The sequence below is a fragment of the Lentzea chajnantorensis genome, from assembly GCF_054300775.1.
On the sequence record NZ_JBSDZT010000002.1, the window covers coordinates 7,095,412 to 7,121,701 of the forward strand.

The following is a 26,290-nucleotide window of genomic DNA, read 5'->3' on the forward strand; positions in this document are numbered from 1 at the left end:
ACCTGCCGCTGCGGGACTCCGCGCGCGAGTCGCGGGTCCGGCGTGCGGGCGAACTGGGAGTCGGTCATGGTGTGGTCCTCCGCCAGGACTTTTCCGTCAGGTGACAGCGCTCACGGTAGGAACGGTGCAGGTGGACAGGTAAGTGCGCGGGCCGTCGGCAGCGATGAGCGGGGCAAGGTCGGCGACTTGCGGCTCGCCCTGTTGAGACGAGTGGCGCACTGTCTGCGACGAACGGATAACCGGTCGTGTTACTCAGGACACGAACGGGTGGTCTCTTCGGTTCAGGTTGATCTCCTCGCGTTGACGCCACGGCTACCGTCGAGGTGTGAAGCTCTTGGCCACCAGCGACCTGCACGTCTCCTACCAGGACAACCGCGACGTGGTGGCGGCGATCACCGCACCGGACCCGGCCGACTGGCTGATCGTCGCCGGGGACGTGGGTGAGAAGTTCGGCGACATCGAGTGGACCCTGCGGACGCTGCGCCCCCGGTTCGGCCGGGTCATCTGGTCCCCGGGCAACCACGAGCTCTGGACCACGAAGGACGACGAGAACCAGGCGCGCGGCGAGGTGCGCTACAAGCAGCTCGTCGAACTCTGCCGCAGCCTCGACGTGCTCACCCCGGAGGACCCGTACGCGGTCTTCGACGGCGACGGCGGGCCGGTCACCGTCTGTCCCCTCTTCATCGGCTACGACTACTCGTTCAGGCCACCGGGTGCCACGGACGTGCAGTCCGCCCTCGCCATCGCGCACGAGGCGGGCGTCGTGTGCACCGACGAGTACTTCCTGCACCCCGACCCCTACCCGTCGCGCGAGGCCTGGTGCCGGGCGCGGGTGGAGGAGACGGCGCGGCGGCTCGCCGAGGTGAGCGGGCCGACCGTGCTGATCAACCACTACCCGCTCGTGCGCGACCCCACGTTCGTGCTGCGCTACCCCGAGTTCGCGCTGTGGTGCGGCACCACGGCGACGGCCGACTGGCACACGCGGTTCAACGCCGTCGAGATGGTCTACGGCCATCTGCACATCCCCCGCACGACCGTCTACGACGGCGTGCGCTTCGACGAGGTCTCCCTCGGCTACCCGCGCGAGTGGCGACCGCGCGGCGTGACCGGGGCCAAGTTGCACGACGTGTTGCGGGAGTCATAGGTGCTGGAACAACTCCTCCCCCCGCCGATCGCGGCGGTGGAACGGTTCGACGACGAGCAGCCGGCCGGCCTCTTCCCCGAGGAGGAGGCGCTGCTGGGCAACGCGGTGCCCAAGCGCCGCGCGGAGTTCGGCACCGCGCGCTGGTGCGCGCGCCAGGCCATGGCGCGGCTCGGTGTCGCACCCGCGCCGGTGCTGCCGGGGCCCAAGCGCGAGCCGCTGTGGCCGGAGGGCGTCGTCGGCAGCCTCACGCACTGCCTGGGCTACCGGGCGGCCGCGCTGGCGAGCACGGCGGACTTCCTGACGATCGGCATCGACGCCGAACCGCACGGGCCCGCGCCGGACGGGGTGCTGGGGGCCATCGCGGTGCCGGCCGAGCTGGACCGGATGGCCGGGCTGCGGGCGGAGGACCCGAAGATCTGCTGGGACCGGCTGCTGTTCAGCGCGAAGGAGACCACGTACAAGGCGTGGTTCCCGGTCACGCGGCGGTGGCTCGGGTTCGAGGACGCGGACATCACGCTCGACCCGGACGGCACGTTCCACTCGCGGATCCTGCTGCCCGACACCCCGATCGCGGACTTCCGCGGCCGCTGGCTGGTGCAGGGCGACGTCCTGGTCACCGCGATCGCGGTGCCCGCCGTGTAGGGCTCGTGTAGGGGCGGCCACCAGGCTGCTGGTCATGGTGGCTCCCCTCCCCCACGTCCCGCACGAGCGGCACGAGATCGCGCTCGACGTCGACGTGCTCTTCGGCGCTGTGCCCACCCGCGACGTCGACGCGTCCATCGAGGCCGTGGGTGAGCAGCTCTCTCGTCACGGCATCGCGCGCGGGTTGGTGTGCTCGTTGCGGGGCGGGTTGTTCGACGCGTGCTCGGGCAACGACGAGATGCGCAAGGCGATCGAACAGACGGGTCATGTCCCCGTGGGCACGGTGGACATCCGTGACGCGCTGACGGCCGAGACGGAGATAGCGCGCCTTGCGGCCGAGGGTGTGCGGCTGCTGCGGGTGTTCCCGCCGGAGCAATGGGTGGAGCCGGAGTCACCGGGTCTGCAGCACGTCGTCGGCCTCGCGTCGGCCCACGGCATGGTGCTGCTGACGAGCGGCGACATCAGCCGCTACTGGCCCGCGTTCAGCGGCACGCGGGTGTGCTTCCTGGACGTGCACGCCTACAAGGTGGCGGACTTCGTCGTACTCGCCCGTCGCGAGCCGGGGTTCGTGGCCTCGACCCGGATGCTGGTCGGACCCGACTCGATCGAGCGGATCGCGGGCGAGGTCGGGGCGCACCACCTCGCGTACGGCTCGCGGGCGCCGGTGCACGACGTCATGCCGTCGGCGTTGCGTCTGCGCATGTCCGGCCTCGGCACCGAGGAGTGGCACCAGGTGGCCGGGGGCACGGCCACGGCGTGGCTGGAGGACGCCCGATGATCATCGACGTGCACGGGCACGCGGGACCGTGGTTCTTCTCGACGGACGTGGGCGCCGTCGACGTCAACATCAAGCTCATGGACCGCTACGGCATCGACCGGCAGATCGTGTCCGCGTCCGAGGCGGTCACCTACGACATGGTGAGCGGCAACAGGTGGATGGCCGAGGCATTGGCCGAACAACCGCGTCTGCTCGGATACGTCGTCATCAACCCCAACCAGCTCGACGAGGCCGCACGCGAGCTGGAGCGCTACACCCCGGCGAAGCGGTTCGTGGGCGTGAAGATCCACACCACCTACCCCGCGCTGCCGCTCACGTCCACGCCGACGCGGGAGGCGCTGCGGATGGCTGCGGCCGCCGGGCTGCCGGTGCTGGTGCACACCTGGGACGACAGCGTGCTGGGTCTCGTGGACGTGCTGGAGGAGGTGCCGGGGCTGCGGGTGATCGCGGGGCACATGGGCGGGCCGGCGTGGCGGACGGCGGTCGAGGCGGCGGTCCGCAGCGACCGGCTCTACCTCGAACCGTGCTGCTCGATCACCGACCGCGACCGCTTCCGCTACGCCCTGGACCGCGTGCCGGTGGAGCAGGTGCTCTTCGGCACCGACAGCACGCTGGTCGACCCGGCGATCGCGCTCGGCGTGGTCGTGGACGCGGGCCTGAGCGAACGCGAGCACGAGCACGTGATGTGGCGCAACGCCGCCGGCCTGTTCGGGATTCCGGCGTGAGGCGCCTGCTCGCCGCGGCACTGGCGTTCGCCCTCACGGCCTGCGGCGCACCGGTGACCGGCCGGACGGTGACCGTGTGGCTGTACCCGGTCATCGACGACGAGACCGCGAGCAGGGCGTTCTGGCAGGAGGTCGAGCGCGGCTTCGAGTCGTCGCACGACATCGACCTGCGGATTCAACTGCAACCGTGGGCCGGCCGGCAGGAGAAGATCGGCACGGCGCTGCTGTCGGGCAGCGGACCGGACGTGGTGCTGCTGCAGCCGGACATGATCCCGCAGTACGCCGCCCAGCGGGCGCTCCAGCCGGTCGGCGACGTGGTGGCGGCGAGTGGGACGGCGTTCCGGCCGTCGGCGGTCTCGGCGCTGACGGTGAACGGCGAGGTCTACGGCGTGCCGCTGTACCAGACCGTCACGACGACGGTCTACAACCGCGCGTTGTTCGCGCAGGCGGGGATCACGGAACTGCCGCGGACGTGGGACGAGGTCAGGGCGGCCGCGCCGCGGCTCGCGGCCAGGGGCGTGCCGGTGCTCGACTACGCCGGGTCGGCCGAGGAGACGCTCAACATCACCTTCTACCCGCTGCTGTGGCAGGCGGGCGGCACGGTGTTCAGCCCGGACGGCCGGCGCAGCGCGTTCTCCTCCCCGGAGGGCGTCGCGGCGCTGCGGTTCCTCGTCGACCTCGCGGCGGCGGGCGGCCTGCCCGCGGACGTTACGACCCGCAAGAGCGACATCAGGGACGACCCGGTGGCGCTGGGGAAGGCGGCGATGAGCCACGTGACGACCGCCGCGGAAGCCCGCGCCATCGCGGCGGGCATCGGAGCGGACAACACCGCGGTCGGCCCGCCGTTGCAGGGCCGGGTGCGGGCGACGTTCGGCCAGCCCGGCGCGTTGGCGCTGGTGCGCACCGCGAAGGACACCGCGGCGGCCAGGACCGTGCTCGCCCACCTGAGCTCGCGGGAGGTCGTCGACGCGCTGTGCGCCCGGTCGGACTTCTTCGCGCCGTGGGCCGAGGTGGCGCCGCCGCAGGACGCCCTGGCGAGGAGCTTCCTCGACGCGCTGCCCTACGCGTCGGCCGGTGACCCGCACCCGCAGGCGCGCAGGGTGATGGGCCTGCTGGCCCCGCACCTGCAGGCCGCGCTGCTGGGCAGGAGCACCCCGGAGCAGGCGCTCGCCGACGCCGCCGCCGAGGTCGACGGGCTGCTCGGCCGCTGATGCGCGGCGCGGTCACGACCCTGCTCTTCCTGCTGCCGGTGCTGGTGCTCTTCGGCCTGTTCCGGGTCGTCCCGGTGCTGGGGGCGGCCGGGCTGAGCCTCACCGACCACGACGCGGGCGGCGGCTGGACGTTCGTCGGGCTGGCGAACTACCGCGACCTGGCCGCGAGCCGGACGTTCACGGCCAGCCTGCGCACCACGCTCGGCTACGTCGCGCTGTGCGTGCCGCTGACCGTGCTGGTGGCGCTGGGAACGGCGGTGCTGCTCGACCGGGTCACGTGGGCGCGCGGCTGGTTCCGCGCCGCCCTGCTCGCCCCGTACGCCACCAGCCCGGTGCTCGCCGCCGTGGTGTGGCGGTGGCTGTTCGAGCCGCTGGGGGTGCTGTCCCACCCGTCGCTGGTGCTGCCCGCGCTCGCCGTCGTGAGCGTGTGGAAGGGGTCCGGCTACGCGGTGCTGGTGCTCTTCGCCGGTCTGCAGGACGTGCCGTCCGACTGCCTGGACGCGGCCAGGGTGGACGGGGCGACCGCGTGGCAACGGGTGTGGCACGTGCTGCTGCCGTTCCTGCGCCCGGTGTTGTTCTTCGTGGTGGTGGTCGAGACGATCGGCGCGTTCCAGGTCTTCGACACCGTTTTCGTGCTGACCGAGGGAGGGCCGATGCGGGCCAGCCAGGTGCTGGCGTACGTGGTGTACGAGTACGGGTTCCGGTTGTTCGACCTCGGGCACGCGGCGGCGGCCGGGGTCGTGCTGTGGGCCGTGGTGCTGCTGATGGCGCTGACCCAGCGGCGGGTGTTCGGCGGGGACCCGTGAGGCGCTCGCGGTGGCCGGTCGTGGTGCTGGCGGTGGTCACGCTGCTCGCGCTGGGACCGTTCGCCGTGATGGTCGTGGTCGCGCTGTCACCACCCGGTTCCCCGACGCTGCCGCACGCCCTGCCGGAGTCGCTGACGCTGCGGAACTTCGCCGTGGTGCTCGCGGCCGAGGACTTCGTGCGGTGGACGCTCAACACGCTGGTCTACGCGCTGGTGTCGGTGGTGGTGGTCCTGCTGTCCGCGTCGATGGCCGCGTACGTGTTCGCCCGCAAGCGCTTCCGCGGCCGGGACCTGCTGCTGTGGACGATCGTGTCGACGTTCATGGTGCCGTTCCACGCGGTGCTGGTGCCGTTGCTGCTGCTGGTCGCGTCACTGGGGTGGGTGGACACCTGGTGGGGACTGGTGGTGCCGACGCTCGCCAACGCCCAGGCGGTGCTGGTGCTGCGGCAGTTCATCCGCGCGCTGCCGGGCGAGGTGTTCGACGCCGTGCGGGTCGACGGCGCCGGCGACTGGCGGACCTACTGGCACATCGTGCTGCCGTTGTGCCGTCCGGTGCTCGCCACGCTCGCGGTGTTCGTGTTCCTGTGGCACTGGAACGACTTCCTGTGGCCGTTGGTGGTCACGAACTCCACGGACATGCGCACGCTCACCCTCGGTCTGTCCACGATGGACTCCACACGGCTGGACATCGCCGAGCTGATGGCCGCCGCGACCGCCACGGCGCTGCCGTGCCTGGTGGTGTTCTGGTTGCTGCAACGGCACCTGGTCAGCGCGCTCACCGGCCGGGGCCGGTGAGGCCCGTGCTGTGCAGCGCGGCACGGGTGCGGACCTGGTGCAGCGGCATGTCGAACCGTTCGAACAGCCGCAACGCCCGCGTGAAGCACTCCTGCGCCTCGGTGAAGCGGCGGTCGCGGTGGGCGACCCAGCCGAGGCTGTAGAGGGTCTCGGCCTTGCCGACGCTCTCGTCCTGCGGCGAGAACGCGGCCTGCGACCGGGCCATCAGCGCCGCCGCGCGATCGGCGTCACCGCGCTGGGCGTGGATGGCGGCGAACACGTGCAGCGCCAGCGCCTCGTCGCGCGGACAGGACGCCGCGCGGAACAGGCCGACGGCCGCCGGCATCGCGTGCTCGGTGGCGGCGAGGTCGCCGCGGGCGTTGTGGAGCAGGCCGTAGCTGAACAGCACGCACGCCCGCCCGTAGTCCGAGTCGAGCTCGGCGAAGGCGGCCAGCGCGCGGTCGAGGAACGCCGCGGCCTCGTCGAGGCGGCCCTGGTTGCGCCGCACCACCCCGAGCCCCTGCAGGGCGAAGGCACCGCCGAACGCGTCGGCGCACCGGTGGAAGCCGGCCCTGGCGCGCGCGAGCAGGGCGGCGGCCTCGTCGTGGCGGCCGTGGAACAGGTCGACGCTGCCCAGGCCCAGGTTGGCGTAGGCCTGCCCCGGCACCTCGCCGAGGTCGTGGAACAGGTGCTGCGCCCGCGTGAAGTGCGTGCGCGCCTCGCTGAAGCGGTCGCGGTAGAACGCCAGCGCGCCGAGCCCCTGGTGCAGGACCGCGGTGCGCCGGGCGTCGCCGCTCTGCTGCGCGGCCGCCAGGACCAGCTCGTGCGTGTGCCGCCACAGGTCGTAGTGGCTGCGCAGGTCGAACAACGTCGTCAGCACCCCGGCGGTGTCGGCGGCGAGCGCGGTCAGGCCCAGCGCGAGCGCCTGCTCGACGACGGCGACCAGCGCGTCGCGTTCGGCCTCCAGGAACGCCAGCGGGTCGGCGAGCAGCCGGGCGGTGACGTCCCCCGGCAGGCGCGCGTCCCGCACCTCCAGCCGCACCTTGAGGAACCGGCTCGGCAGCCCGGACTCGGCGCGCGCGGCCAGGTCGAGCCAGGCGGTGAACGCGCGGGTGAGCGCCGCGGTGCGGCCGGGGTCGTCCTGCTGCGCGCGTTCGCGGCCGAAGACCCGCAGCAGGTCGTGGAACCGGTAGCGGCCGTGGCCCGCTGGTTCGAGCAGGTGCGCGTCGGCGAGGCCGTCGACGAGCTCCTCGGCGTCCGCGACGGGGACGTCGAGCAGCGGCCCCGCGACCCAGGCGGGGAAGTCCGGCACGTCGAGCAGGCTCAGCAACCGGAACGCGCGTCGCTGGGCGGGTCCGAGCGCCTCGTAGCTCAGCGCGAGGCTGGCGCGCGCCTCCAGGTCGTCGATGCACAGCTCGTTGAGGCGGGTGCCCTCGTCGGCCAGCCGTTCCGCGAGCCGCCCGACCGTCCAGTGCGCCCTGCGGGCCAGCCGGGAGCCCGCGATCCGCAGCGCCAGCGGGAGGTTGCCGCAGTAGCGGGCCACCGCCCTGGCGGCGTCGGGTTCCGCGGCGAGCCGGGACCGACCGGCGATCGAGGCGAGCACCCGCACCGCGTCCTCCGTGCTGAGCACGTCGAGGTGCACGGTGTGCGCGGTGTCGACGTCGACCAGCTGCGCCCGGCTCGTGATCAGCACCGCCGACCCCGCCGTGCCCGGCAGCAACGGCCGCACCTGCGCCATGTTCGCGGCGTCGTCGAGCACGACCAGCACGGGCCGCGCCGCGAGCTGCGACCGGTAGAGCGCGGCGCGGGCCTCCCGGTCCTCCGGAACGGCGTGCGGGTGCACCCCGCACGCGATCAGCAGCTCGGCCAGCACGGTCGCCGGGTCGCGCGGCGCGTGCGTGCCGCCCAGCCGCACGTAGAGCTGTCCGCCGGTGAAGTGCCCGGCCACCTCGTGCGCGACCCGCACCGCCAGCGTCGTCTTGCCCACGCCCGCCTTGCCGGTGATCGCGGCGACCGCACCGGCCCGCCCGGTCAGCAACCGGCGCAGCCGCGCGGTCTGGGTGGCGCGCCCGGTGACGTCCTGCGCGCCGGGCGGCAGCTGCATCGGTCGCACCACCACGGGTCCCTCGCCGCGCAGGACCTCCCGGTGCAGCTCCCGGATCTCCGCGCACGGTTCCACGCCGAGCGCCTCGACCAGCACCTCCCGCACCGCCCGGTACGTCTCCAGCGCCTCGGCGCGGCGCCCGGCCCGGTGCTGCGCGAGCATCAGCCGCCGCCACAGCCCCTCCCGCAGCGGCTGCTCCCGCACGAGCGCCGACAGCTCGGTGACGAGCGCCCGGTACTGCCCGGCCGCGAGCCGCGCGTCCGCGCAGTCCTCCCGCGCGGCGGCCGCCAGCTCCTCCAGCCGCACGACCTCGGTCTCGAGCCACCCGGCCCGCGGCACGTCCTCCAGCACCGCGCCCCGCCAGCAGTCCCACGCCTCCTGCCAGAGCTTCGACCGCCTTCAGCGCGTCCCCGGCGCGCAGTGCGCTCCGGGCCTGCCCGGCAGAGGCCTCGAACCGCACGCTGTCGAGCTGGTCCGGCTCCACCAGCAACCGGTACCCGCTGCCGTCGGTGACGAGCAGCCCGTCCAGCCCGACGTCCTTCAACGCGCTCCTGAGCCGGTTCACGTGCGTGTGCACGTTCGCCACCGCGCTCGCCGGCGGGTTCTCCCCCCACAGCGCGTCCACGATGCCGCTCAGCCCCACCGGTTTGCCCGCCCGCACCAGCAACGCGGCGAGCAACGTCCGCTGCCGAGGTCCCCCCAGTTTCACGGCCCTGCCGTTCCGCGTGACGCACAACGGTCCCAAAATGCCGAACCTCGCGATGTTCCCCAAGGCTCCCCACCCGGCTCTCGTCGCTGACTTCGCACGGTAGCACCGCCGGTACGGTGCGAGGACAGCCCACAAAAGGGTCAAAAAGTGGACAACTCGCAACCAGGTAAGGGGCCGAATGAAAATGGGCGCCTGAACGACCGCCGGCTTTCTCCGCGGACCGCCGGGAAATCCACCCCGGAATTCGGGACAATGGAAGGCTGTCATCGGGGCCGCGGCACGGCGGGCGTCCGGCGTCCCACCTGGTGCGCGGGAACGCTCCCCTGAGTGTCGGATTGATCAACCATGGTGCAGAGTGGTGAGGTGTTCCCTCGACCGCCGGGAGGCCACCATGGGCGAGGACGTCGCGAAGCAGGAGTTCACGCGCGAGGACCGCACGCGGTACCGGACGAAGGTCCGGCGGTGCCTCGACGTGTTCGCGCGGATGCTGCGCGAGGCGCGGTTCGACTTCGAGCGGCCGATGACCGGCCTCGAGATCGAGATCAACCTGATCGACGAGCAGGGTGATCCCGCGATGAAGAACCACGAGGCGCTGGAGGTCATCGACGACCCGGACTTCGTGACCGAGCTGGGCCAGTGGAACATCGAGATCAACGTGGCGCCGCGGCGGCTGGCCGGCGGGGGCATCACGGCGTTCGAGGAGACGGTGCGCCGCAGCCTCAACGACGCCGAGGAGAAGGCCCGCCGGGTCGGCGCGCACATGGTCGTCAACGGCATCCTGCCGACGTTGCGGTCCCGGCACATCACGCCGGACCTGCTGTCGGGCAACCCGCGCTACGCGCTGCTGAACGAGCAGGTGCTGGCGGCGAGGGGCGAGGACCTGCAGATCTCCATCGACGGCGTCGAGCGGCTGCACCTCACGTCCAGCTCGATCGTGCCGGAGGCGGCGTGCACGAGCACGCAGCTGCACCTGCAGGTGAGCCCCGAGCAGTTCCCCGCCTACTGGAACGCCGCGCAGGCCATCGCCGGCGTGCAGGTGGCGGTGGGCGCGAACTCGCCGTTCTTCCTCGGCAAGGAGCTGTGGCGGGAGACGCGGATCGCGTTGTTCCAGCAGGCGACCGACACGCGCGGCGACGAGCTCAAGGCGCAGGGCGTGCGGCCGCGGGTGTGGTTCGGCGAGCGGTGGATCAACTCGATCTTCGACCTGTTCGAGGAGAACGTCCGCTACTTCCCCGCGCTGCTGCCGATCTGCGACGACGAGGACCCGCTCGCGGTGCTCGACAAGGGCGACACGCCCTCGTTGAGCGAGCTGAAGCTGCACAACGGCACGATCTACCGGTGGAACCGGCCGGTGTACGACGTGGTGCGGGACCGGCCGCACCTGCGCGTGGAGAACCGGGTGCTGCCCGCGGGTCCGACCATCGTGGACACCCTGGCGAACGCGGCGCTGTACTTCGGCCTCGTGCGCGCGCTGGCCGAGGACGAGCGTCCGCTGTGGTCGCAGATGAGCTTCCAGGCGGCGGAGGAGAACTTCAACGCCGCCGCGCGCAACGGCATGGACGCGCAGATGTACTGGCCCGGCGTCGGCACCGTGCCGGTGGTCGAGCTGGTGCTGCGCCGGCTGCTGCCGCTCGCCCACGAGGGGCTGATCCGGTGGGGCGTCGACTCGGCCGAGCGCGACCGCCTGCTGGGTGTGATCGAGCAGCGGTGCCTGAGCGGTGTGAACGGCGCGACCTGGCAGGCCAGGGAGTTCCACCGGCACTACGACCACTCGCACCTGGACCGGGCGGACGCGCTGCGCACGATGCTGCGGACCTACGTGGACCTCATGCACGCCAACGAACCCGTCCACACCTGGCCGCTGTCGTCGTGAAGGGGGCGTGGCACCGGCCACGCCCCCTCACTCACCTCACCGGGACCAGCTCGTCCGGCATCAGCTCGTCGGGAAGTCGTCGGGCGTCCGGATGCGGTCCCGCACCCACACCCCGGCCGGCTTCAGCACACCGGTGCCCGCGAACGTGGTGCCCGAGCAGGTGCCGGTCTTGAACACCGCGCCCGTCAGGCCGTCGTCGGAGTAGTTCCAGTTGGCCCAGGAGATCTTCTTGCGGGCCATGAGGTCGACGTACCTCTGCGACATGGTGAAGTCGTTGCTGCCGCCACCGGACGCGGCCTGCGTGCCGAACTCGGTCACGAACACCGGGACCTGGCTCGACACCTGGTCCAGGACGCTGAGGTACGAGTCCTGGTGCGCCTGCGCGTAGAAGTGGAACGAGTACATGAAGTTCGTGGCGTTGACCCGGTTGTTCAGCACCTCGGACGGGCTGTCGCCGTCGGAGTGGCCGAACGTCGACCAGCCGTTCGTGCCCGAGACGATGAGGCTGTCCGGGTCGATGTCGCGGATGACCGGGATCATCTGCTCGGCGTAGGACTTCACCCGCGCCCACGAGACGTTGTTCGGCTCGTTGGCGATGTCGTAGATGATGTTGGTCTTGTCCCTGTGCCTGGTCGCGATCTCGGTGAAGAACGTCTTGGCGCGGGACAGGTTGTAGTTCGGGTCACCGGGGTCGAGCTGGTGCCAGTCCACGAGGACGTAGATGCCGCGGCGGGTGGCTTCCTCGATGTAGCCGTGCACCAGGTCGGTGAACTTGCGGGGGTCGGTCTCGTAGCCGTCCTCCTGGACGTACATGGCGACGCGGAGGAAGTCCGCGTTCCAGTCGTTGACCAGCGCGTCCCACCACTGGGACTTGGAGCACCGGTGGTACCACTGGATGCCGTGCGTGCTCATGCCGCGCAGCTGGACCGGCTTGCCGTACTGGTTGCACAGCTGCACGCCGCACACGCGCAGCAGCCCGTTGACGTCGTGCGGCCGGGTGCCGCCGGGGGTTCCGGGCTGCGTGCGCACCGTGACGGCACCGGAGGCGCCGGACAGGTTGCCCGCCGCGTCCCGCGCCCGCACGGTGAAGGTGTACGAGGTGTCCGGCGTCAGGCCGCTCACGGTGTGGGCGGTGCCGGTCGCGGTCTGCCCGCTCGACAGCACGTAGCCGGTCACGCCCACGTTGTCGGTGGACGCGTCCCACGCGAGCGACACCGAGGTCGCCGTGGTGCCGGTCGAGCGCAGGCCGCCGGGGACCGACGGGGCCGTGGTGTCCGGCGTGCCGGACTGCTGGTCGACGTCGACGCGGTCCAGGTTCGGGCCGCCGTTGGACGTGGTCGCGACGGTCTTGATCCTGTTGGTGCCCGCGGTGAGGGTCACGGCGGTGGAGCGGGTCGTCCAGGACGTCCACGCGCCCGTGCTCGGGAACGCGAGCTCGTCCGCGACCAGTGCGCCGTTCACCGAGATGTCCATCGGGCGGTCGGCCGTCTGGCCGTTGGCGAACCGGAAAGTAAGGGTCGCCGGGCCGGCAGCGGCGGCGGTCACGGTGAACTCCACCGAGCTGCCGACCTCGTTGTCGTAGTTGACGAAGCCCGAGCCGGTGAAGCCGGCGTGGTTGGACTCCACCACGCCGTGGGTGATCGTCGCGTTCTCCGCCTGGTGCTGGACCGGGGCGGCGACCGCGACGGCGGGGACGCTGAGCGCCAGTGCGGCTGGGACGACCAAGAACAGGGATCTGGCCACAGGTGCCTCCTGTGCAGGGGTACAGGGCGCGGCGGCGATTTAGTTAAGAAGGTTTCCTGTATGTTGTGCGTTGAATCACAGCACCGGACCACCGCCGCTGTCAACAAATTCGGGCGACCGGAACCGCGCGGGTGGGGCATCCTCGACCCCTGATGCGAACCACGGCCACGGCGGCGTCCTGATGGAGATCGCCTGCGACGAGTCGGGCTCCGAGGGCGAGAAGCTCGTCGGCGGGGTCACGGCGGTCTTCGCGCACGCGGCCGTGCGGCTGTCCCGCGAGGAGGCCGGCGCGTGCGTCGCCGAGCTGCGGTCGATGATCAGGTCGCCGGCCCTGGAGTACAAGGCGAACCACCTGCTGCGGCAGAAGAACCGGTGGGTGCTGCTGTGGTTCCTGGACCCGTCTGGCCCGCTGGCCGGCCGGGCGCGCGTGCAGCTGGTGGACAAGCGGCGGTTCCTGGCCGCACGGGTGCGCGCGGAGTTCGGTCCGGTCACCGGCCCGCTGGAGCACTACAACGACCTGCTGCGCGCCCGCGGGCCGCGCGGCGCCCTGGACCCGCTGTTCCCGGCGATCCTGCGGGCCGTGGCGCAGTGGCGCGGCCCGGTGTCGATCGTGCACGACCAGCAGCTGTCGCTGACCGAGGACCGCATCCGGCGGCTGAAGGAGGCTGCGCCGCGGCTGGCGGAGCTGACCCTGGCCGACTCGCAGCACGACGCACGGGTGCAGGTCGCGGACTTCCTCGCCGGGATCGCCCGGCGGGTGGCGGAGGACGAGCTGAACGGGCGGCCGGACCACGAGCTGATCGCACTGCTCCGCCCGTTCGTGACGGGGAACGAGGACGCGAGATGCCCGACCTGATCTTCTCCGACCCGCGCCTGGCGGCCGTCTACGACGCGTTCGACGGCCGGCGCACCGACCTGGACCTCTACCTGGCGGTCGCGGCCGAGCTCGGCGCGGCGAGCGTGCTCGACGTCGGGTGCGGCACCGGGTGCCTCGGGGTGCTGCTGGCCGAGGCGGGACTCGACGTGGTCGGGGTGGACCCGGCCCTCGCGTCACTGGAGCTGGCGCGCGCCAAGGACCCGCGGGTGACGTGGCTGCACGGCGACGCGACCTCGCTGCCGCCGCTGCGGGTGGACCTCGCGGTCATGACGGGCAACGTGGCGCAGGTGTTCCTCGGCACCGACTGGGAGGCGGCGCTGCGCGGCGTCCACGCGGCCCTGCGCCCCGGCGGGCACCTCGTGTTCGAGACGCGCAGGCCGGAGTCCCGGGCCTGGGAGGAGTGGGCGGACCGGCCGGACCGCGCGGTCGGCGGCGTGACCGAGCGGCTGGAGGTGCTGGAGGTGCGGCTGCCGTTCGTGTCGTTCCGGCACACCTACCGGTTCCCCGACGGGACCGAGCTCGCCTCGGACTCCACGCTGCGGTTCCGGTCGCACGACGAGGTCGTGGACAGCCTGGTGGGGTGCGGGTTCCGGGTGGCGGACGTGCGGGACGCGCCCGACCGGCCTGGGCGCGAGCACGTGTTCGTGGCGCAGCGGACCTAGGCCGGGCGGGGTCTTGTCGCGTCCGGACGCGACCCGCGGCGCGGGCGGTCACGGCGAGGGGTGGCGTGGCCGTGCTGTCCGGCCAGTCGATCGCACCGGGCCAGACTGGACGCACCCGGCGGTCGATCGCACCGGGCCAGACTGGACGCGCTGCGGCGGACCGGCCCCCTCGGCACGGACGGGCACGCTGGCGCGGACGCTCCCCCGGTGCACCACCGACGGGTGACCCAGCGGGTCCGGGCCGCGCTCACGCAGGGGTACCCCCGAGTCGGGATCCCCTGCGTCTCACCGTACTCAGCGGGTCCGACAAGATCGGGACTAGCCGACCAGCGCGGGTTGCTTCCAGGCCTGCACCAGCCACGGCAGCACGCGCGGCATCCGGTCGGCCACGACGTCGTGCAGCACCAGCACGATCCGCCCCGACCGCTCGGGTCCGGCGTCCAGCCACACGGCCTGCATCAGCACACCCGCCCGCAGGTCGAGCCCCGCCTCCGCTTCGGCCAGTGCGGCGGCCGTGGCGGCGGCGGGGTCGGTGACCTCGTGGTGCGCGAAGCCCGAACGGCACAGCTCGGGGTGCAGTTCCACCAGGGAAGCCAGTGCGGCGGCCAGGCGTCCGACGCCGAGCCCCGCCCGAACCTGCACCGTCATCGCTCTCACGTTAGGGGAGCCTAACCTACTTTCCAGGCGGGGTCGCGGCCACTGAGTCCCAGGACACGGTCCAGCAGCGGCGCGGTCGAGCCGACCTCCACCACGGCTCCGAACAGCGAGCCGTCGCGGTTGCCGGGACCGACCGACGACACGAAGCCGTGCACGACCTGGAGCAGGTCCTCGTCGACCTCGAACGGCTGCCCGGTGGCACGTGCGAGGTCCCAGCCGTGCAGCACGACCTCGTCCAGCGCCACGGCCGCGGCCACCTCGCCGGGCAGGTCGACGCCGGCCGCCGCGGTCATGCCCTCCCACGCCTGCGGTGCGCGCCAGGCCTGCGCGAGCTCGGCCAGGCGGGCCGGCACCGACTCGCGGAAGTCCAGCGGCAGCCGCGCCACGTCGCCGGAGGGGGTGCCCCGCAGCGGTGTCTTGCGCGCCGCCATCGTGAACGCCACGGCCAGGCCGTTGACGTGGTCGAGCAGGTCGCCGACCGCGTACTCCGGGCACGGCGTCGGTGCCGACAGGTGGCGGTCGGTCACCCCGCGCACCACCTCCGCCAGGCGGTCGGTGGCAGGTGCCAGGTCGAACATCAGTAGCCGTCCCCTCCCCAGAACTGCTCCTCCAGCGTGTCCGCCGTGCCGGCGAGCAGGTGCAGCGGGTCGGTGAACTCGTGGATGTCGAGGTCCTTGAGCGGCAACGAGTGCCGGACCACGACGTGCTCCCCCATGATCGCGAGGCCGCAGGCGACGGTGGAGTTGCCCACCTCCTCCAGCACGCGGCGGAGGTCCACCTGCGCGGCCAGCCCGCACGGGGAGGCGATCTGCACCCATTCGTGCATGTTGTCGAGCACTTCCCGGACGATGATCACGACCTGCGTGCGGTCGTCGTCGCCCTCCTCCACGTCCCCGAAGGTGAAGAGGATCCTCAGTTCCTCGCCCTGGTCGCTGATGACGTCGTACTCGGCGCGGACGTAATCCGCGAGGTCTCCCCAACTCGCCATGGCGCAACCCTACTGGCCGAGATCGCCCACAGCCCGACGACCAGCACGGCCAGGACCTCGGCGGCCAGCAAGATCCTCTCGATGTAGCCCAACGGGAACACGTTCCACCACCGGACGTCCGACACCGCACCCAGCACAATGGCGTAAAGCAGCGGCATGAATGCGACAACGCTCAACAAACCCGACGCCATCGTCCACCTGGCGTGTCGCCCCCAGACGTGGTCGCGCAGCCACGGCCGGGCCAGCAGGACGACCGCGACGGGCAGGCTCACGAACGCGACCATGCTGCCGAACCGGTGGATGCTGCCGCTGAGCTGGTTGGTGCCCATCGCCCAGTTCGTCTTCGGGAACACGACCACGAGCAGCAGGCCGAACGACCACAGCAGCAACGCGACCGAGCCCGCCGACCGCCACCGGGTCAGTCCTTTGTGGACCAGCGCGGTGAGGATGCCGGCCGAGCCCGCGACCAGCAGCAGCACGGCCACGTCGAACACCGGGCGGTAGTCGCCCAGGGCGTACTCGCTGATCGTGCGGTGCAGAGCGCCGACGGTCAGGTCGAGCAGGCCCACCATGGCGACGGTCGCGACGACCGCGAGCGAACCGCCGGTGGCGGCGAGGCGAGGAATCAGCACAAACCGGTCAACGAGCGGGTGAACCCCCGGGGTTCCTGGGTTCAGGAAGCCGACAGGATGCTCTCAGGCGCCGGACAGGTTCCCGGCCGGGAGCACGAGCCCGGTTCGGCGGCGCGTCGCCCCACCCCGGGGACTCAGCGCAGCGCCTGCGCGGCTTCGGCCACCACCGCCTCGGCCACGGCGGTGAGTGCGGGCGAGTCGAGCTTCCACTGCTGCCAGTACAGCGGGACGCTGACCGTGCGGCCGGGAGCGAGGTCGACCAGGCCGTCGAGCACCTGCTGCGGCGGCACCATGCCCCAGCCCAGGCCGGTGGCGACGGCGCGCACGTAGACCTCGGACGACGGGACGTGGTGGCGGTGCTCGGACGCGCCGCGGCCCCGCGTCAGAGTGCGGACGAAGCGGTCCTGGAGGTCGTCGTTGCGGTCGAACACCACGACCGGGGCATCCGGCAGCCACGACTTCAACGGCCCGGCCGCATGCCGGTTCACGAAGGACTCGGCGGCCATCGCGGCGTAGCGGATGTGGCCGAGCTTGCGCACCGAGCAGCCGGCGACGGGGTCGCGCGACGACGTCACCGCCGCCATCACCGCTCCCTGCCGCAGCAACGCCGTCGTGTGGTCCTGGTCCTCGCGGTGCAGGTCGAACGAGATCCGCAGCTCGGGCGGCACGCGGTGCAGCGCGGGCAGGAACCAGGTGGCGAGCGAGTCGGCGTTCACCGCGATCGGCACCCGCACGACCGCGTCCTCGCCGAGCGCCGCCCCGAGGTCCTGGTCGAGCGCCAGCAGTTGCCGACCGTAGCGGACGATCACCTCACCGGACGGCGTGAGCCGCACCGGGCGGGCGCGGACCAGCAGGACCCGGCCCGTGCGCTGTTCGAGCGCCTTGATGCGTTGCGAGACAGCGGAAGGCGTGACGTGCAACGCGGTGGCGGCGGCGTCGAACGTGCCGCTGTCCACCACCGCGAGCAGCGTGCGCACCAGGTCGAGGTCCATCACGAGCGCTAATGGTACGTAAGAATCTTCAGCTGGCCTCATCAAGAACGCGTCAATAGCGTGGACCGCGTGACAGACCTGCTGCTCGGCTTCGGCACCATGATGACCCTGATCGTCGCGATCGGCGCCCAGAACGCTTTCGTGCTGCGCCAAGGACTTCGCCGCGAGGCGGTGGCGAAGGTGGTCGCCGTGTGCGCCGTGTCGGACGCGGTCCTGGTCGCCGTGGGCGTCGCCGGGTTCGGCGCGATCGTCACCCGGTGGCCGCAGGCGGTCACCGTCGCCGCGGTCGTGGGCGGGCTCTTCCTGCTGGGGTACGGGTTCCTGGCCGCGCGGCGCGCACTGCGCCCGCAGGCCCTGCACGCCGACACCGGCGCCCGGCACCGGCCCGTGCTCACCGCGATCGCGCTGACGTGGCTCAACCCGCACGTCTACCTCGACACCGTGCTGCTGCTCGGGTCGATCGCCGCCGGCCGCTGGCTCTTCGGCGTCGGCGCGGTGACGGCGAGCATCACCTGGTTCGCCGCGCTCGGGTTCGGCGCCCGGCTGCTCAGCCCGCTGTTCGCGAAGCCGCGCGCGTGGCGCGTGCTGGACGGCGTGATCGCCGCCGTGATGATCAGCCTCGGGGTCGCGCTGATCGCCGGGACGTGACCAGCGCGGCGACCGCGCAGCCGGCCAGCACGCCGCTCGTCACCGGCGCCGCGGCTCCCGCGAACAGCGACGCGGAGGCGAGCCCCGCACTGAGCAGAGCACCGTAGAAGACCCGCGGCCGAACCTCACCCACGCCGACCACCCTACCCAGGGGACACGCATGTTGGGTGGTGATCAAGGACCCACCACCACATGTAGTATCTGCCGCACTGGTGGTTCGCCGGCCCGGACAACGGGCCGGTGAGGCAAGAGGGAACCCGGTGCGAGTCCGGGACTGCCCCGCAGCGGTGAGTGGGAACGAAAGCCGTCAACGAAGCACTGGGTCGCGAGACCTGGGAAGCGACGGCCGGTAGGCGCGAGTTCGACGCCCACGAGTCCGAAGACCTGCCACCGGGGTGCGCGCAAGCCTGCGCGCACGACACGGTGCCCCGAGGGAGGGCGGCTGTGTGCACCGGTGAACGGTGCGCGCATGCGCTTTTCCTCCTGGGCCCAGCTCGCGAGGAGAGAGCGTGCCCGACCGCCTTTCAGTGGTCATCGAGGAAGCCTGTGCCGATCTTCCGAACGCATCGGCCGAGGCGGTGCTGACCGAGACCAAGCGGAACCTGTACCACGGCATCACCGACGCCGAGCTCGCCCTGGCGCCGATCATGGCCGCCCGCGCGATGGTCGAGCAGGACCCGGACTACTCCTGCGTCAGCGCCCGCCTGCTGCTGGACCGGCTGCGCACCGAGGCGTGCGGCGTCCCGCTGTCGCACGCCGAGATGACCGAGCGCTACCCGTCGTACTTCGCCTCGTTCGTGCGGCACGGCGTCGACTGCGGCCAGCTCGACCCCCGGCTGACCTCGTTCGACCTGGCCCGCCTGGGATCGGCGCTGGACCCGTCCCGTGACCTCCGGTTCCAGTTCCTGGGCCTGCAAACCCTGTACGACCGCTACTTCCTGCACCGCGACGGCCGCCGCTACGAGCTGCCGCAGGCGTTCTTCATGCGCGTGGCCATGGGCCTCGCCCTGGAGGAGGACGACCCCGACGCCCGCGCGGTCGAGTTCTACGAGCTGCTGTCGTCGTTCGACTTCATGTGCTCGACACCGACGCTGTTCAACTCCGGGACGACCCGGCCGCAGCTGTCGTCGTGCTTCCTGACCACCGTGGCCGACGACCTCGGCGGCATCTTCCACGGCATCAGCAACAACGCGCTGCTCTCGAAGTTCGCGGGCGGCCTGGGCAACGACTGGACGCCGGTGCGCGGCATCGGCGCGCACATCAGGGGCACCAACGGCACGTCGCAGGGCGTGGTGCCGTTCCTGAAGATCGCGAACGACACGGCCGTGGCCGTGAACCAGTGCTTCGCACCGGACACCGGCGTCCACACCGCCGACGGCGTCAAGGCGATCAGGGACGTCGTGGCCGGCGACCTCGTGCTCGGGGTGAGCGGCACCTACCGCGAGGTCACCGACGTCATGCTCTACGACCAGGTCGACCCGATGGTCGAGGTGGAGGTCGAGCACTCCGCCGCACCCCTCAGGGTCACCGCCGGACACCCGTTGTACGCCGTCAGGGGCGTGCCGCTCGGCCAGGAGAACGCGCGGACGCTCAAGCAGCTCGCCGGCGACGAGGTGCGGCCGGAGTGGGTGGACGCCGGTCGGCTGGAGAAGGGTGACCTCGTCGCCAGGGTGGTTCCGCGGGAGGTCGTGCCCGTCGCCGGTTTCAGCGAGGACGATGCTCGTCTGTACGGCGTCCTGCTCGGTGGCGGGCACCTGTCGGAGGACGGGGTGCGGTGGGGTGTCTCCGGGAAACCCGGGCTGGACGCGCACCTGGACTTCGTCCGCGAGCACCTGTCGGCGCGCGGTGTCCGCTTCCGGGAGAACGGCCGCGACGACACCCACGTGTGGATCCACTGGGCCTCCGAACCCGAGGTGGGTGCCTCCGCGTTCCCGTTCACGCCTGAGGACCTCTACGACGACGACCGCCGGAAGCGGATCGCCCGCAGGTTCTCCCACCTGCCGCACGCCCAGACCCGGAAGCTCCTGCAAGGCCTGCTGGAGTCGAGCGGCGGTGCCTCCCGCGGCGTCGAGGTCCACTTCACCACGACGTCGCGGTCGCTCGCCGCGGGTGCCCGCTACCAGCTGCTGCGCCTCGGCATCCCCTCTGCCGGCGAGGACCTCGACGTCGGGGTTCCCGCCGTCGAGGGCATCGCCGAACTCGCCGGCTGCCGCCCGACCACCGAGCCAGACTGGGTCGAGCACCGGGGCATGGTGTTCTCGCGCGTCCGCGACGTGCGGGAGACCAAGGTGGTCCCCGAGGTGTTCGACCTCGAGGTCGAGACCGACGAGTCCTACCTGACCACGGCCGGCCTCGCCCACAACGGCGGGAAGCGCAAGGGCGCGGTCTGCGCCTACCTCGAAACCTGGCACATCGACGTCGAGGAGTTCCTCGACCTGCGCAAGAACACCGGCGACGAACGCCGCCGCACCCACGACATGAACACCGCGAACTGGGTGCCGGACGAGTTCCTGCGCCGGGTCCGCGCGGGCGGCACGTGGACGCTGTTCTCCCCCGACGAGGTGCCGGACCTGCACGACGCGTTCGGCGCCGAGTTCGCCGAGAAGTACCGCGCCTACGAGGCCAAGGCCGACGATGGCGGGATCAAGGTCTTCCGCCGGGTCCAGGCCGTGGACCTGTGGCGGCGCATGCTCACGATGCTGTTCGAGACCGGCCACCCGTGGATCACGTTCAAGGACCCGTGCAACCTGCGGTCACCGCAGCAGCACAGCGGCGTGGTGCACTCGTCGAACCTGTGCACCGAGATCACCCTGAACACCGCGGTCGACGAGGTCGCGGTGTGCAACCTGGGGTCGGTCAACCTCGCCCGGCACGTCACCGAGGACGGCATCGACCACGCCCGGCTCCGCAAGACGGTGCGCACGGCCGTGCGGATGCTCGACAACGTGATCGACGTGAACTACTACACGATCCCGGAAGCCAGGAACTCCAACCTGCGGCACCGGCCGGTCGGTCTGGGGCTGATGGGGTTCCAGGACGCGCTGTTCACGCTCGGCACGCCGATGGCGTCGCAGGAGGCCGTGGAGTTCGCGGACCGCAGCATGGAGGAGATCAGCTACTACGCCATCGAGGCGTCCGCCGACCTGGCTCGGGAACGCGGCGCGTACCGGTCGTTCGACGGGTCGCTGTGGTCGCGGGGCGTCCTGCCGATCGACTCGGTCGAGATCCTCGCGCGGCACCGCGCCGCGGACGAGCTGGAGCAGGACCGCGGGTCCATGATGGACTGGGCCGCCCTGCGGGCCAAGGTGCGGCAGGGCATGCGGAACTCGAACGTCATGGCCATCGCGCCGACCGCGACCATCGCGAACATCGCCGGCGTGAACCAGTCGATCGAGCCGCTGTACCGCAACCTCTACGTGAAGTCGAACATGTCCGGCGACTTCACCGTCGTCAACCCCCACCTGGTGAGGGCGCTCAAGCAGCGCGGGCTGTGGGACGAGCAGATGGTCTCCGACCTCAAGCTGCACGACGGCAGCCTCGGTGCGATCGACCGGGTGCCGCCCTACCTGAAGGCCCTGTACGCCACGGCGTTCGAGGTCGACAGCGCCTGGCTGGTCGAGGCGGGCTCGCGCCGGCAGAAGTGGATCGACCAGGCGCAGTCGCTCAACCTCTACCTGGCCGCGCCGAGCGGCCGCAAGCTCGACGAGCTCTACCGGCTGGCGTGGCTGCGCGGGCTCAAGACCACGTACTACCTGCGGACGCAGAGCGCGACGCACGTGGAGAAGTCCACGTTGCAGGGCACCGACGGCAAGCTCAACGCCGTCTCCCCCGTCGCCTGCTCCACCACCGACACCGACTGCGAGGCCTGCCAGTGACCGACCACATCATCGACGCCGGTGCCGCGCGGGTCGGCGTGGACGACAAGGCGATGATCAACTGCCGTGCGGACGTCAACCAGCTGCTGCCGCTGAAGTACCACTGGGCGTGGGAGAAGTACCTGGCCGGCTGCAACAACGCGTGGATGCCGACCGAGGTGTCCATGCAGGCCGACATCGGCCTGTGGAAGTCGAAGGACGGCCTCACCTCGGACGAGCGCCTGATGATCAAGCGCAACCTCGGCTTCTTCGCCACGTCGGAGTCGTTGGTGGCCAACAACATCGTGCTCGCCGTGTACCGGCACCTGACCAACCCCGAGTGCCGGCAGTACCTGCTGCGCCAGGCGTTCGAGGAGGCCGTGCACACCCACACGTTCCAGTACGTCTGCACCTCGCTCGGCCTCGACGAGGGCGAGCTGTTCAACATGTACCGGGAGATCCCGTCCATCACGGACAAGGCCGCGTGGGCGTTGCAGTTCACCCGGCACCTGGAGGACCCGGGGTTCCGCACCGGCACACCCGACCGCGACCGGGCGTTCCTCAAGGACCTCGTCGCGTTCTACGTGGTGTTCGAGGGCATGTGGTTCTACACCGGGTTCGCGCAGATCCTGTCCCTGGGGCGGCGCAACAAGATGGTCGGCGTCGCCGAGCAGTACCAATACATCCTGCGCGACGAGTCGATCCACCTGAACTTCGGCATCGACGCGATCAACCAGATCAAGCTCGAGAACCCGCACCTGTGGGACGACGCGTTCCAGGCGGAGGTGCGCACCATGCTCGCGGAGGGCTGCGAGCTGGAGATCGCCTACGGCCGCGACACCATGCCGAACGGCATCCTGGGGCTGAACTCCGAGCTGTGCGAGCAGTACCTGCGGTTCATCACGAACCGCCGCTGCGCACAGCTCGGGCTCGAGCCCGTGTGGGAGCCGGCGGAGAACCCGTTCCCGTGGATGTCGGAGATGATGGACCTCAAGAAGGAGAAGAACTTCTTCGAGACCCGCGTCATCGAGTACCAGAACGGCGGCTCACTGCAGTGGTGACAGCACCACGGCCTTAGGGAGTCCGGCCCGGTCCGCCACCGGCCACGCGAGCGGATCGGGCCCGAGCTCCACCAGCTCGGCGACCTGCAGGCGGGACCACGGCGACACCGGCCGGGTCCCGTCCAGGACGCTCGAGGCGTACACGCTCCACGGCACGCGCTCGGTCGAGTCGACCTCGTCGGGGTTCGGCACCGGCTCGGCGTCGGAGAGCACCCGGAACACCGGGCACATCTCGTTCTCGACGACACCGTCCATCTCCGCCCGGTAGCGGAACGCCGGCAGGACCAGCTCGGGCACGCCGACGTCCATGCCGAGCTCGTCGCGCAGCCGCCGCCGCACCGCCTCGGCCATGTCCTCCTCCGGCAGGGGGTGGCCGCAGCACGTGTTGGTCCACAGGCCGGGGAACGTCTTCTTGTGCAACGCCCGGCGGGTGAGCACCGTGTTGCCGGCCGAGTCGAAGACGTAGCTGGAGAACGCCAGGTGCAGCGGCGTGTCCGCGTGGTGCACGACAGCCTTGTCCTCGACGCCGATCGCCGAACCGTCCTCGCCGAGCAGGACCACCTGTTCCACAGTCACGACCACACGTAACCACACTCGGGCGGGGCACCGGAACCTGGGCGCCGACATCGTTGTCGTCGAGGGCCGGTGGGTGGCTCGCGGGCGGCAGGGCAACGCGGCGCGCAGCAGTGTGGCACGCCGACACCCGGTGGCCGTGAGGACTCCGCGCAGCGGCAACCCGGCGGCGACTTGAGCGCGCGCCGAGCGCCGCCCGAGGTGGTCCACGTCACCCTGGACGCATGACCCCGTTCGCTTCGGCTCACACCATGTTCCTGGTGCTGGTCAGCCCGGCGGGCCAGTACTCGATCTGGCCGGCGGTGCTGCAGGTGCCCGCCGGCTGGCAGGTCGTGCACGGCGTGGCCGGCCGGCAGTCCTGCGAGGACCTCGTCGCCGTGCTCCGCGCCGATCTGCCGATGGCCGCCTAGTCGCACCCGCGACCCTGATGTGGTCCACGTCACCACCCGGCGTGCCGGACACCGTGACGACCACCTGCGGGTGGACCGATCAGCGCCCGTCGTAGGAGCGCGGCAGGTACCAGGCCAGTGCGGCGCGCAGCTCGGCGACCTCGCGGTCACGGCGGCGGCGCGAGCGCTCGTGGGCGATCGGGAACACCCGCACCCCGCCGTGGTGGGCGCCGAAGAACCGGCGTGGCGCCGGGTCCTTGAGCCAGACCACGACCCACGGGCGCTTCTTGTGCGGCACCACCCGCACGCGCGCCAGCTCGTACCACCAGTACTGGTGGAACTTGCCGTTGCGGGTGGTGGCGATGCCCTCGCGACTGATCTCCACGACCACCTTGCGGCGTGCGGACGCGCCGAAGAACCGCGCGGCCCGCACCACCAGCACGCAGAACGCGGCCAGCGCCAGCAGCTGCGTCGCCCCGTTCGCCTGGGCGGCCGGGTCGGCGATGGCGGCGGCGAGCAGCGCGGCGGCCAGGTTCACCACGCCCCAGCTGAACGGCACGATCCGCGACGTCGAGAACGTGGCGGCGGCCGGGGTCATCGGGGCGGGCAGCTTCGTCGTCGTCGGCGGTTTCGCGACCTGCGCCAGCAGCCGTGTGACCTCGGTGGGCTCCGGGCGCTTGGCCGGGTCGCGGTGCATGCACCGCTGCACCAGCGGCCGCAACGACTTGGGCAGCCCGTCGAGGTCCGGTTCGCCGTGCGCGGCCCGGTAGAGCAGCGTCGCCGTCGGGCCCTCGCCGAACGGTCCCCTGCCGGTGGCCGCGTAGACCAGCACCGCGCCCAGCGCGAACACGTCGCTGGGGCAGCCGACCTCCTGGCCGGTGATCTGCTCCGGCGACAGGAACCCCGGCGTGCCGAAGACCATGCCGGTCTCGGTCAGCGCCGTGTGCTCCATCGCGCGGGAGATGCCGAAGTCGATGACCCGCGGGCCGTCCGCGCCGAGCAGCACGTTCGCCGGCTTGAGGTCGCGGTGCACGAGCCCGGCGCCGTGGATCGCGGTGAGCGCGTCGGCCAGGCCCTCGGCGAGTCGTCTCAGGTGGTGCTCCGGCAGCGGCCCGTGCCGTTCGACTGCCTCCTGCAGCGTCGGGCCGGGCACGTACTCGGTCGCCATCCACGGCCGCGGTGCCCGTGTGTCGGCGTCGAGCACGGCCGCCGTTCCGGTACCGCCCACCGCCCGCGCCATCTGCACCTCGCGCCGGAACCGCTCGCGGAACCGCGGGTCGTCAGCGAGCTCTGCCCGCGCGACCTTGACCGCGACCTGCCTTCCGTCACTGCTCTGGCCCAGGTAGACGGTTCCCATGGCGCCACGACCGAGCCTGCCCAGCAGCAGGTAGTCGCCGATGCGCTGAGGTTGGTCCACCTTCACCGGTTCGAGGGTAGCGGGAACTCGGGCCGGAACCTCACATCTGAGCGGATCTACGTATCGTTGTCACCCATGGGCCGGACCCGCTTGTACCGCAACGGCGAACTGGTCGACCAGGACTTCCCGGTCGCCGACGTCGCACACCTGCTGGAAGATCCCTCGGCCGTGGTGTGGTTCGACCTGTGCGCGCCCTCGGAGCCCGACGTCCGCCTGCTGCGCGACGAGCTGGGCCTGCACGACCTGGCGATCGAGGACGCCCTCGCCGAGCGCCAGCGCCCGAAGGTCGACCGCTACCCCACCCACCTGTTCCTCGCGATGCACGCCGTCACCTACGCCGAGCACGAGGTCAGGACCACCGAGGTCGACGTGTTCGTGCTCCCGCGGGTCCTGGTCACCGTCCGGGAAGACGAGTCCTACCCGCTCGACGGCGTGCTGCGCCGCTGGGACGCGGGCGCCGACCTCGCCTCCGCCGGGGTCAGCTTCCTGCTGCACGGCCTGCTCGACGACGTGGTCGACGGCCACCACGCCGCCGCGCAGGAGCTGGAGGACCACGTCGAGGACGTCGAGGACAGCATCTACGCGGAACGCCCCCACCAGGGCCGCAAGATCCTCAAGCTGCGCCGCGCCCTGGTCCAGCTGCGCCGCGTGGCCCTGCCGATGCGCGAGATCCTCGGCTCGCTCGTCCACCGCGAGCACGCGCTGGTCTCCGACGAGCTGATGCCGTACTACCTGGACGTGAAGGACCACACCCTGTTCACCGCGGAGCTGACCGAGTCGCTGCGCGAGCTCGTGACGAACCTGCGCGAGGCCGAGGTGGCCGTCCAGGGCAACCGCCTGAACTCGATCATGAAGAAGGTCACGAGCTGGGCCGCGATCATCGCCGTCCCGACCGCCATCTCCGGCTACTACGGCATGAACGTCCCGTACCCCGGCTACGACCAGCGGTGGGGCTTCTGGGTGGCCACCGCGGGCATCCTGGCCCTCTCCTACTACCTGTACCTGATGTTCAAACGCCGCGACTGGCTGTGA

General features: G+C 71.5%; 25 protein-coding genes, 2 pseudogenes and 1 riboswitch. Of the genes and pseudogenes, 15 read left to right on the forward strand and 12 right to left on the reverse strand.

All coding sequences use genetic code 11. The features are described 5' to 3' along the window. Window positions 1-325 precede the first annotated feature (325 nt). From ACVDFE_RS34030 to ACVDFE_RS34060, 7 genes are read left to right on the forward strand one after another with little or no spacing between them, the layout of a single operon-like run. Entirely contained in the window at window positions 326-1,144 is an 819-nt protein-coding gene (locus ACVDFE_RS34030; RefSeq protein ID WP_360386917.1) for a metallophosphoesterase family protein, read from the forward strand. After that, window positions 1,145-1,786, forward strand: coding sequence for a 4'-phosphopantetheinyl transferase family protein (locus ACVDFE_RS34035; RefSeq protein WP_360386914.1), 642 nt, complete (start codon window positions 1,145-1,147; stop codon window positions 1,784-1,786). A 34-nt stretch (window positions 1,787-1,820) separates the two neighbouring features. After that, the gene (locus ACVDFE_RS34040; protein WP_360386911.1) at window positions 1,821-2,564 is read left to right on the forward strand and encodes an amidohydrolase family protein; all 744 of its coding nucleotides are present in this window, start codon (window positions 1,821-1,823) and stop codon (window positions 2,562-2,564) included. Further along, the gene (locus ACVDFE_RS34045) at window positions 2,561-3,289 is read left to right on the forward strand and encodes an amidohydrolase family protein (RefSeq protein WP_360386909.1); all 729 of its coding nucleotides are present in this window, start codon (window positions 2,561-2,563) and stop codon (window positions 3,287-3,289) included. The genes ACVDFE_RS34040 and ACVDFE_RS34045 overlap by 4 nt, the downstream gene beginning before the upstream one ends. Beyond that, window positions 3,286-4,500 (forward strand): ABC transporter substrate-binding protein, encoded by a 1,215-nt coding sequence (locus tag ACVDFE_RS34050; RefSeq protein WP_360386907.1) that lies wholly within the window; start codon window positions 3,286-3,288, stop codon window positions 4,498-4,500. Before ACVDFE_RS34045 ends, ACVDFE_RS34050 begins: the two co-directional genes overlap by 4 nt. Next, window positions 4,500-5,306, forward strand: coding sequence for a carbohydrate ABC transporter permease (locus tag ACVDFE_RS34055; protein WP_458433373.1), 807 nt, complete (start codon window positions 4,500-4,502; stop codon window positions 5,304-5,306). Before ACVDFE_RS34050 ends, ACVDFE_RS34055 begins: the two co-directional genes overlap by 1 nt. After that, complete coding sequence (locus ACVDFE_RS34060) at window positions 5,303-6,100, forward strand: carbohydrate ABC transporter permease (protein ID WP_360386902.1); 798 nt, start codon at window positions 5,303-5,305, stop codon at window positions 6,098-6,100. The genes ACVDFE_RS34055 and ACVDFE_RS34060 overlap by 4 nt, the downstream gene beginning before the upstream one ends. On the opposite strand, the gene ACVDFE_RS34065 is transcribed toward ACVDFE_RS34060, so the two are convergent. The 3 genes and pseudogenes from ACVDFE_RS34065 to ACVDFE_RS34075 form a co-directional block, all read right to left on the reverse strand. Then, window positions 6,081-8,183, reverse strand: coding sequence for an ATP-binding protein (locus ACVDFE_RS34065; protein WP_458434443.1), 2,103 nt, complete (start codon window positions 8,181-8,183; stop codon window positions 6,081-6,083). The two genes, ACVDFE_RS34060 and ACVDFE_RS34065, sit on opposite strands and share 20 nt — an antisense overlap. A 42-nt stretch (window positions 8,184-8,225) precedes the next feature. Then, a pseudogene (locus ACVDFE_RS34070) lies at window positions 8,226-8,564 on the reverse strand (AfsR/SARP family transcriptional regulator); the annotation flags it as partial. Window positions 8,565-8,730: 166 nt separating this feature from the next. After that, a pseudogene (locus ACVDFE_RS34075) lies at window positions 8,731-9,159 on the reverse strand (AfsR/SARP family transcriptional regulator); the annotation flags it as partial. 124 nt (window positions 9,160-9,283) lie between these two features. Between ACVDFE_RS34075 and ACVDFE_RS34080 the strand changes: the two are divergent. After that, window positions 9,284-10,765 carry a glutamate--cysteine ligase gene (locus ACVDFE_RS34080; RefSeq protein WP_360388337.1) on the forward strand — a complete coding sequence of 494 codons (1,482 nt, stop codon included), beginning with the start codon at window positions 9,284-9,286 and terminating at the stop codon, window positions 10,763-10,765. A 60-nt stretch (window positions 10,766-10,825) separates the two neighbouring features. Here ACVDFE_RS34080 and ACVDFE_RS34085 read toward each other — a convergent pair whose 3' ends face one another. Further along, a complete protein-coding gene (locus ACVDFE_RS34085) occupies window positions 10,826-12,508 on the reverse strand; it encodes a cellulase family glycosylhydrolase (protein WP_458433374.1) in 1,683 nt (560 codons plus the stop codon). Window positions 12,509-12,689: 181 nt separating this feature from the next. On the opposite strand from ACVDFE_RS34085, the gene ACVDFE_RS34090 reads away from it, so the two are divergent. Together ACVDFE_RS34090 and ACVDFE_RS34095 are read left to right on the forward strand one after the other, a co-directional pair. After that, window positions 12,690-13,364: an NAD-dependent protein deacetylase of SIR2 family gene (locus ACVDFE_RS34090; RefSeq protein ID WP_360386894.1), complete on the forward strand. Its 675-nt coding sequence runs from the start codon at window positions 12,690-12,692 to the stop codon at window positions 13,362-13,364. Continuing rightward, on the forward strand, window positions 13,352-14,047 hold the full coding sequence (locus tag ACVDFE_RS34095) for a class I SAM-dependent methyltransferase (protein WP_458433375.1): 696 nt from the start codon (window positions 13,352-13,354) through the stop codon (window positions 14,045-14,047). Before ACVDFE_RS34090 ends, ACVDFE_RS34095 begins: the two co-directional genes overlap by 13 nt. Before the next feature lie 318 nt (window positions 14,048-14,365). Here the strand turns inward: ACVDFE_RS34095 and ACVDFE_RS34100 are convergent, their stop codons facing one another. From ACVDFE_RS34100 to ACVDFE_RS34120, 5 genes are all read right to left on the reverse strand, one after another. Beyond that, on the reverse strand, window positions 14,366-14,695 hold the full coding sequence (locus ACVDFE_RS34100) for a condensation domain-containing protein (RefSeq protein ID WP_360386889.1): 330 nt from the start codon (window positions 14,693-14,695) through the stop codon (window positions 14,366-14,368). A 20-nt stretch (window positions 14,696-14,715) separates the two neighbouring features. Then, window positions 14,716-15,282 (reverse strand): TIGR03086 family metal-binding protein, encoded by a 567-nt coding sequence (locus tag ACVDFE_RS34105; RefSeq protein WP_458433376.1) that lies wholly within the window; start codon window positions 15,280-15,282, stop codon window positions 14,716-14,718. Then, entirely contained in the window at window positions 15,282-15,692 is a 411-nt protein-coding gene (locus tag ACVDFE_RS34110) for a type III secretion system chaperone family protein (protein ID WP_360386884.1), read from the reverse strand. The genes ACVDFE_RS34105 and ACVDFE_RS34110 overlap by 1 nt, the downstream gene beginning before the upstream one ends. Further along, window positions 15,617-16,324 (reverse strand): DUF998 domain-containing protein, encoded by a 708-nt coding sequence (locus ACVDFE_RS34115; RefSeq protein WP_360386882.1) that lies wholly within the window; start codon window positions 16,322-16,324, stop codon window positions 15,617-15,619. Before ACVDFE_RS34115 ends, ACVDFE_RS34110 begins: the two co-directional genes overlap by 76 nt. A 134-nt stretch (window positions 16,325-16,458) precedes the next feature. After that, entirely contained in the window at window positions 16,459-17,316 is an 858-nt protein-coding gene (locus ACVDFE_RS34120) for a LysR family transcriptional regulator ArgP (RefSeq protein WP_360388334.1), read from the reverse strand. A 99-nt stretch (window positions 17,317-17,415) separates the two neighbouring features. On the opposite strand from ACVDFE_RS34120, the gene ACVDFE_RS34125 reads away from it, so the two are divergent. Further along, window positions 17,416-17,964 (forward strand): LysE/ArgO family amino acid transporter, encoded by a 549-nt coding sequence (locus tag ACVDFE_RS34125; protein WP_360388331.1) that lies wholly within the window; start codon window positions 17,416-17,418, stop codon window positions 17,962-17,964. Here the strand turns inward: ACVDFE_RS34125 and ACVDFE_RS34130 are convergent. After that, window positions 17,930-18,097 carry a hypothetical protein gene (locus tag ACVDFE_RS34130; protein WP_360386879.1) on the reverse strand — a complete coding sequence of 56 codons (168 nt, stop codon included), beginning with the start codon at window positions 18,095-18,097 and terminating at the stop codon, window positions 17,930-17,932. The genes ACVDFE_RS34125 and ACVDFE_RS34130 overlap by 35 nt on opposite strands. 63 nt (window positions 18,098-18,160) lie before the next feature. After that, a riboswitch (cobalamin riboswitch) is annotated at window positions 18,161-18,370 on the forward strand. A gap of 103 nt (window positions 18,371-18,473) precedes the next feature. On the opposite strand from ACVDFE_RS34130, the gene ACVDFE_RS34135 reads away from it, so the two are divergent. Further along, window positions 18,474-21,839 (forward strand): ribonucleoside-diphosphate reductase subunit alpha, encoded by a 3,366-nt coding sequence (locus ACVDFE_RS34135; RefSeq protein ID WP_458433377.1) that lies wholly within the window; start codon window positions 18,474-18,476, stop codon window positions 21,837-21,839. 53 nt (window positions 21,840-21,892) lie between these two features. Then, complete coding sequence (locus ACVDFE_RS34140) at window positions 21,893-22,879, forward strand: ribonucleotide-diphosphate reductase subunit beta (RefSeq protein WP_458434444.1); 987 nt, start codon at window positions 21,893-21,895, stop codon at window positions 22,877-22,879. Here ACVDFE_RS34140 and idi read toward each other — a convergent pair. Then, window positions 22,865-23,449: an isopentenyl-diphosphate Delta-isomerase gene (gene idi / locus ACVDFE_RS34145; RefSeq protein WP_360388326.1), complete on the reverse strand. Its 585-nt coding sequence runs from the start codon at window positions 23,447-23,449 to the stop codon at window positions 22,865-22,867. The two genes, ACVDFE_RS34140 and idi, sit on opposite strands and share 15 nt — an antisense overlap. Window positions 23,450-23,676: 227 nt before the next feature. Here idi and ACVDFE_RS34150 point away from each other — a divergent pair, with 227 nt between their 5' ends. Further along, window positions 23,677-23,862, forward strand: a complete 186-nt coding sequence (locus ACVDFE_RS34150; RefSeq protein ID WP_360386874.1) for an MbtH family NRPS accessory protein — start codon at window positions 23,677-23,679, stop codon at window positions 23,860-23,862. 79 nt (window positions 23,863-23,941) lie between these two features. Here ACVDFE_RS34150 and ACVDFE_RS34155 read toward each other — a convergent pair whose 3' ends face one another. Continuing rightward, a complete protein-coding gene (locus tag ACVDFE_RS34155) occupies window positions 23,942-25,264 on the reverse strand; it encodes a serine/threonine-protein kinase (RefSeq protein ID WP_458433378.1) in 1,323 nt (440 codons plus the stop codon). Window positions 25,265-25,333: 69 nt separating this feature from the next. Between ACVDFE_RS34155 and ACVDFE_RS34160 the strand changes: the two genes are divergently transcribed. Beyond that, window positions 25,334-26,290, forward strand: coding sequence for a magnesium transporter CorA family protein (locus ACVDFE_RS34160; RefSeq protein WP_360386868.1), 957 nt, complete (start codon window positions 25,334-25,336; stop codon window positions 26,288-26,290).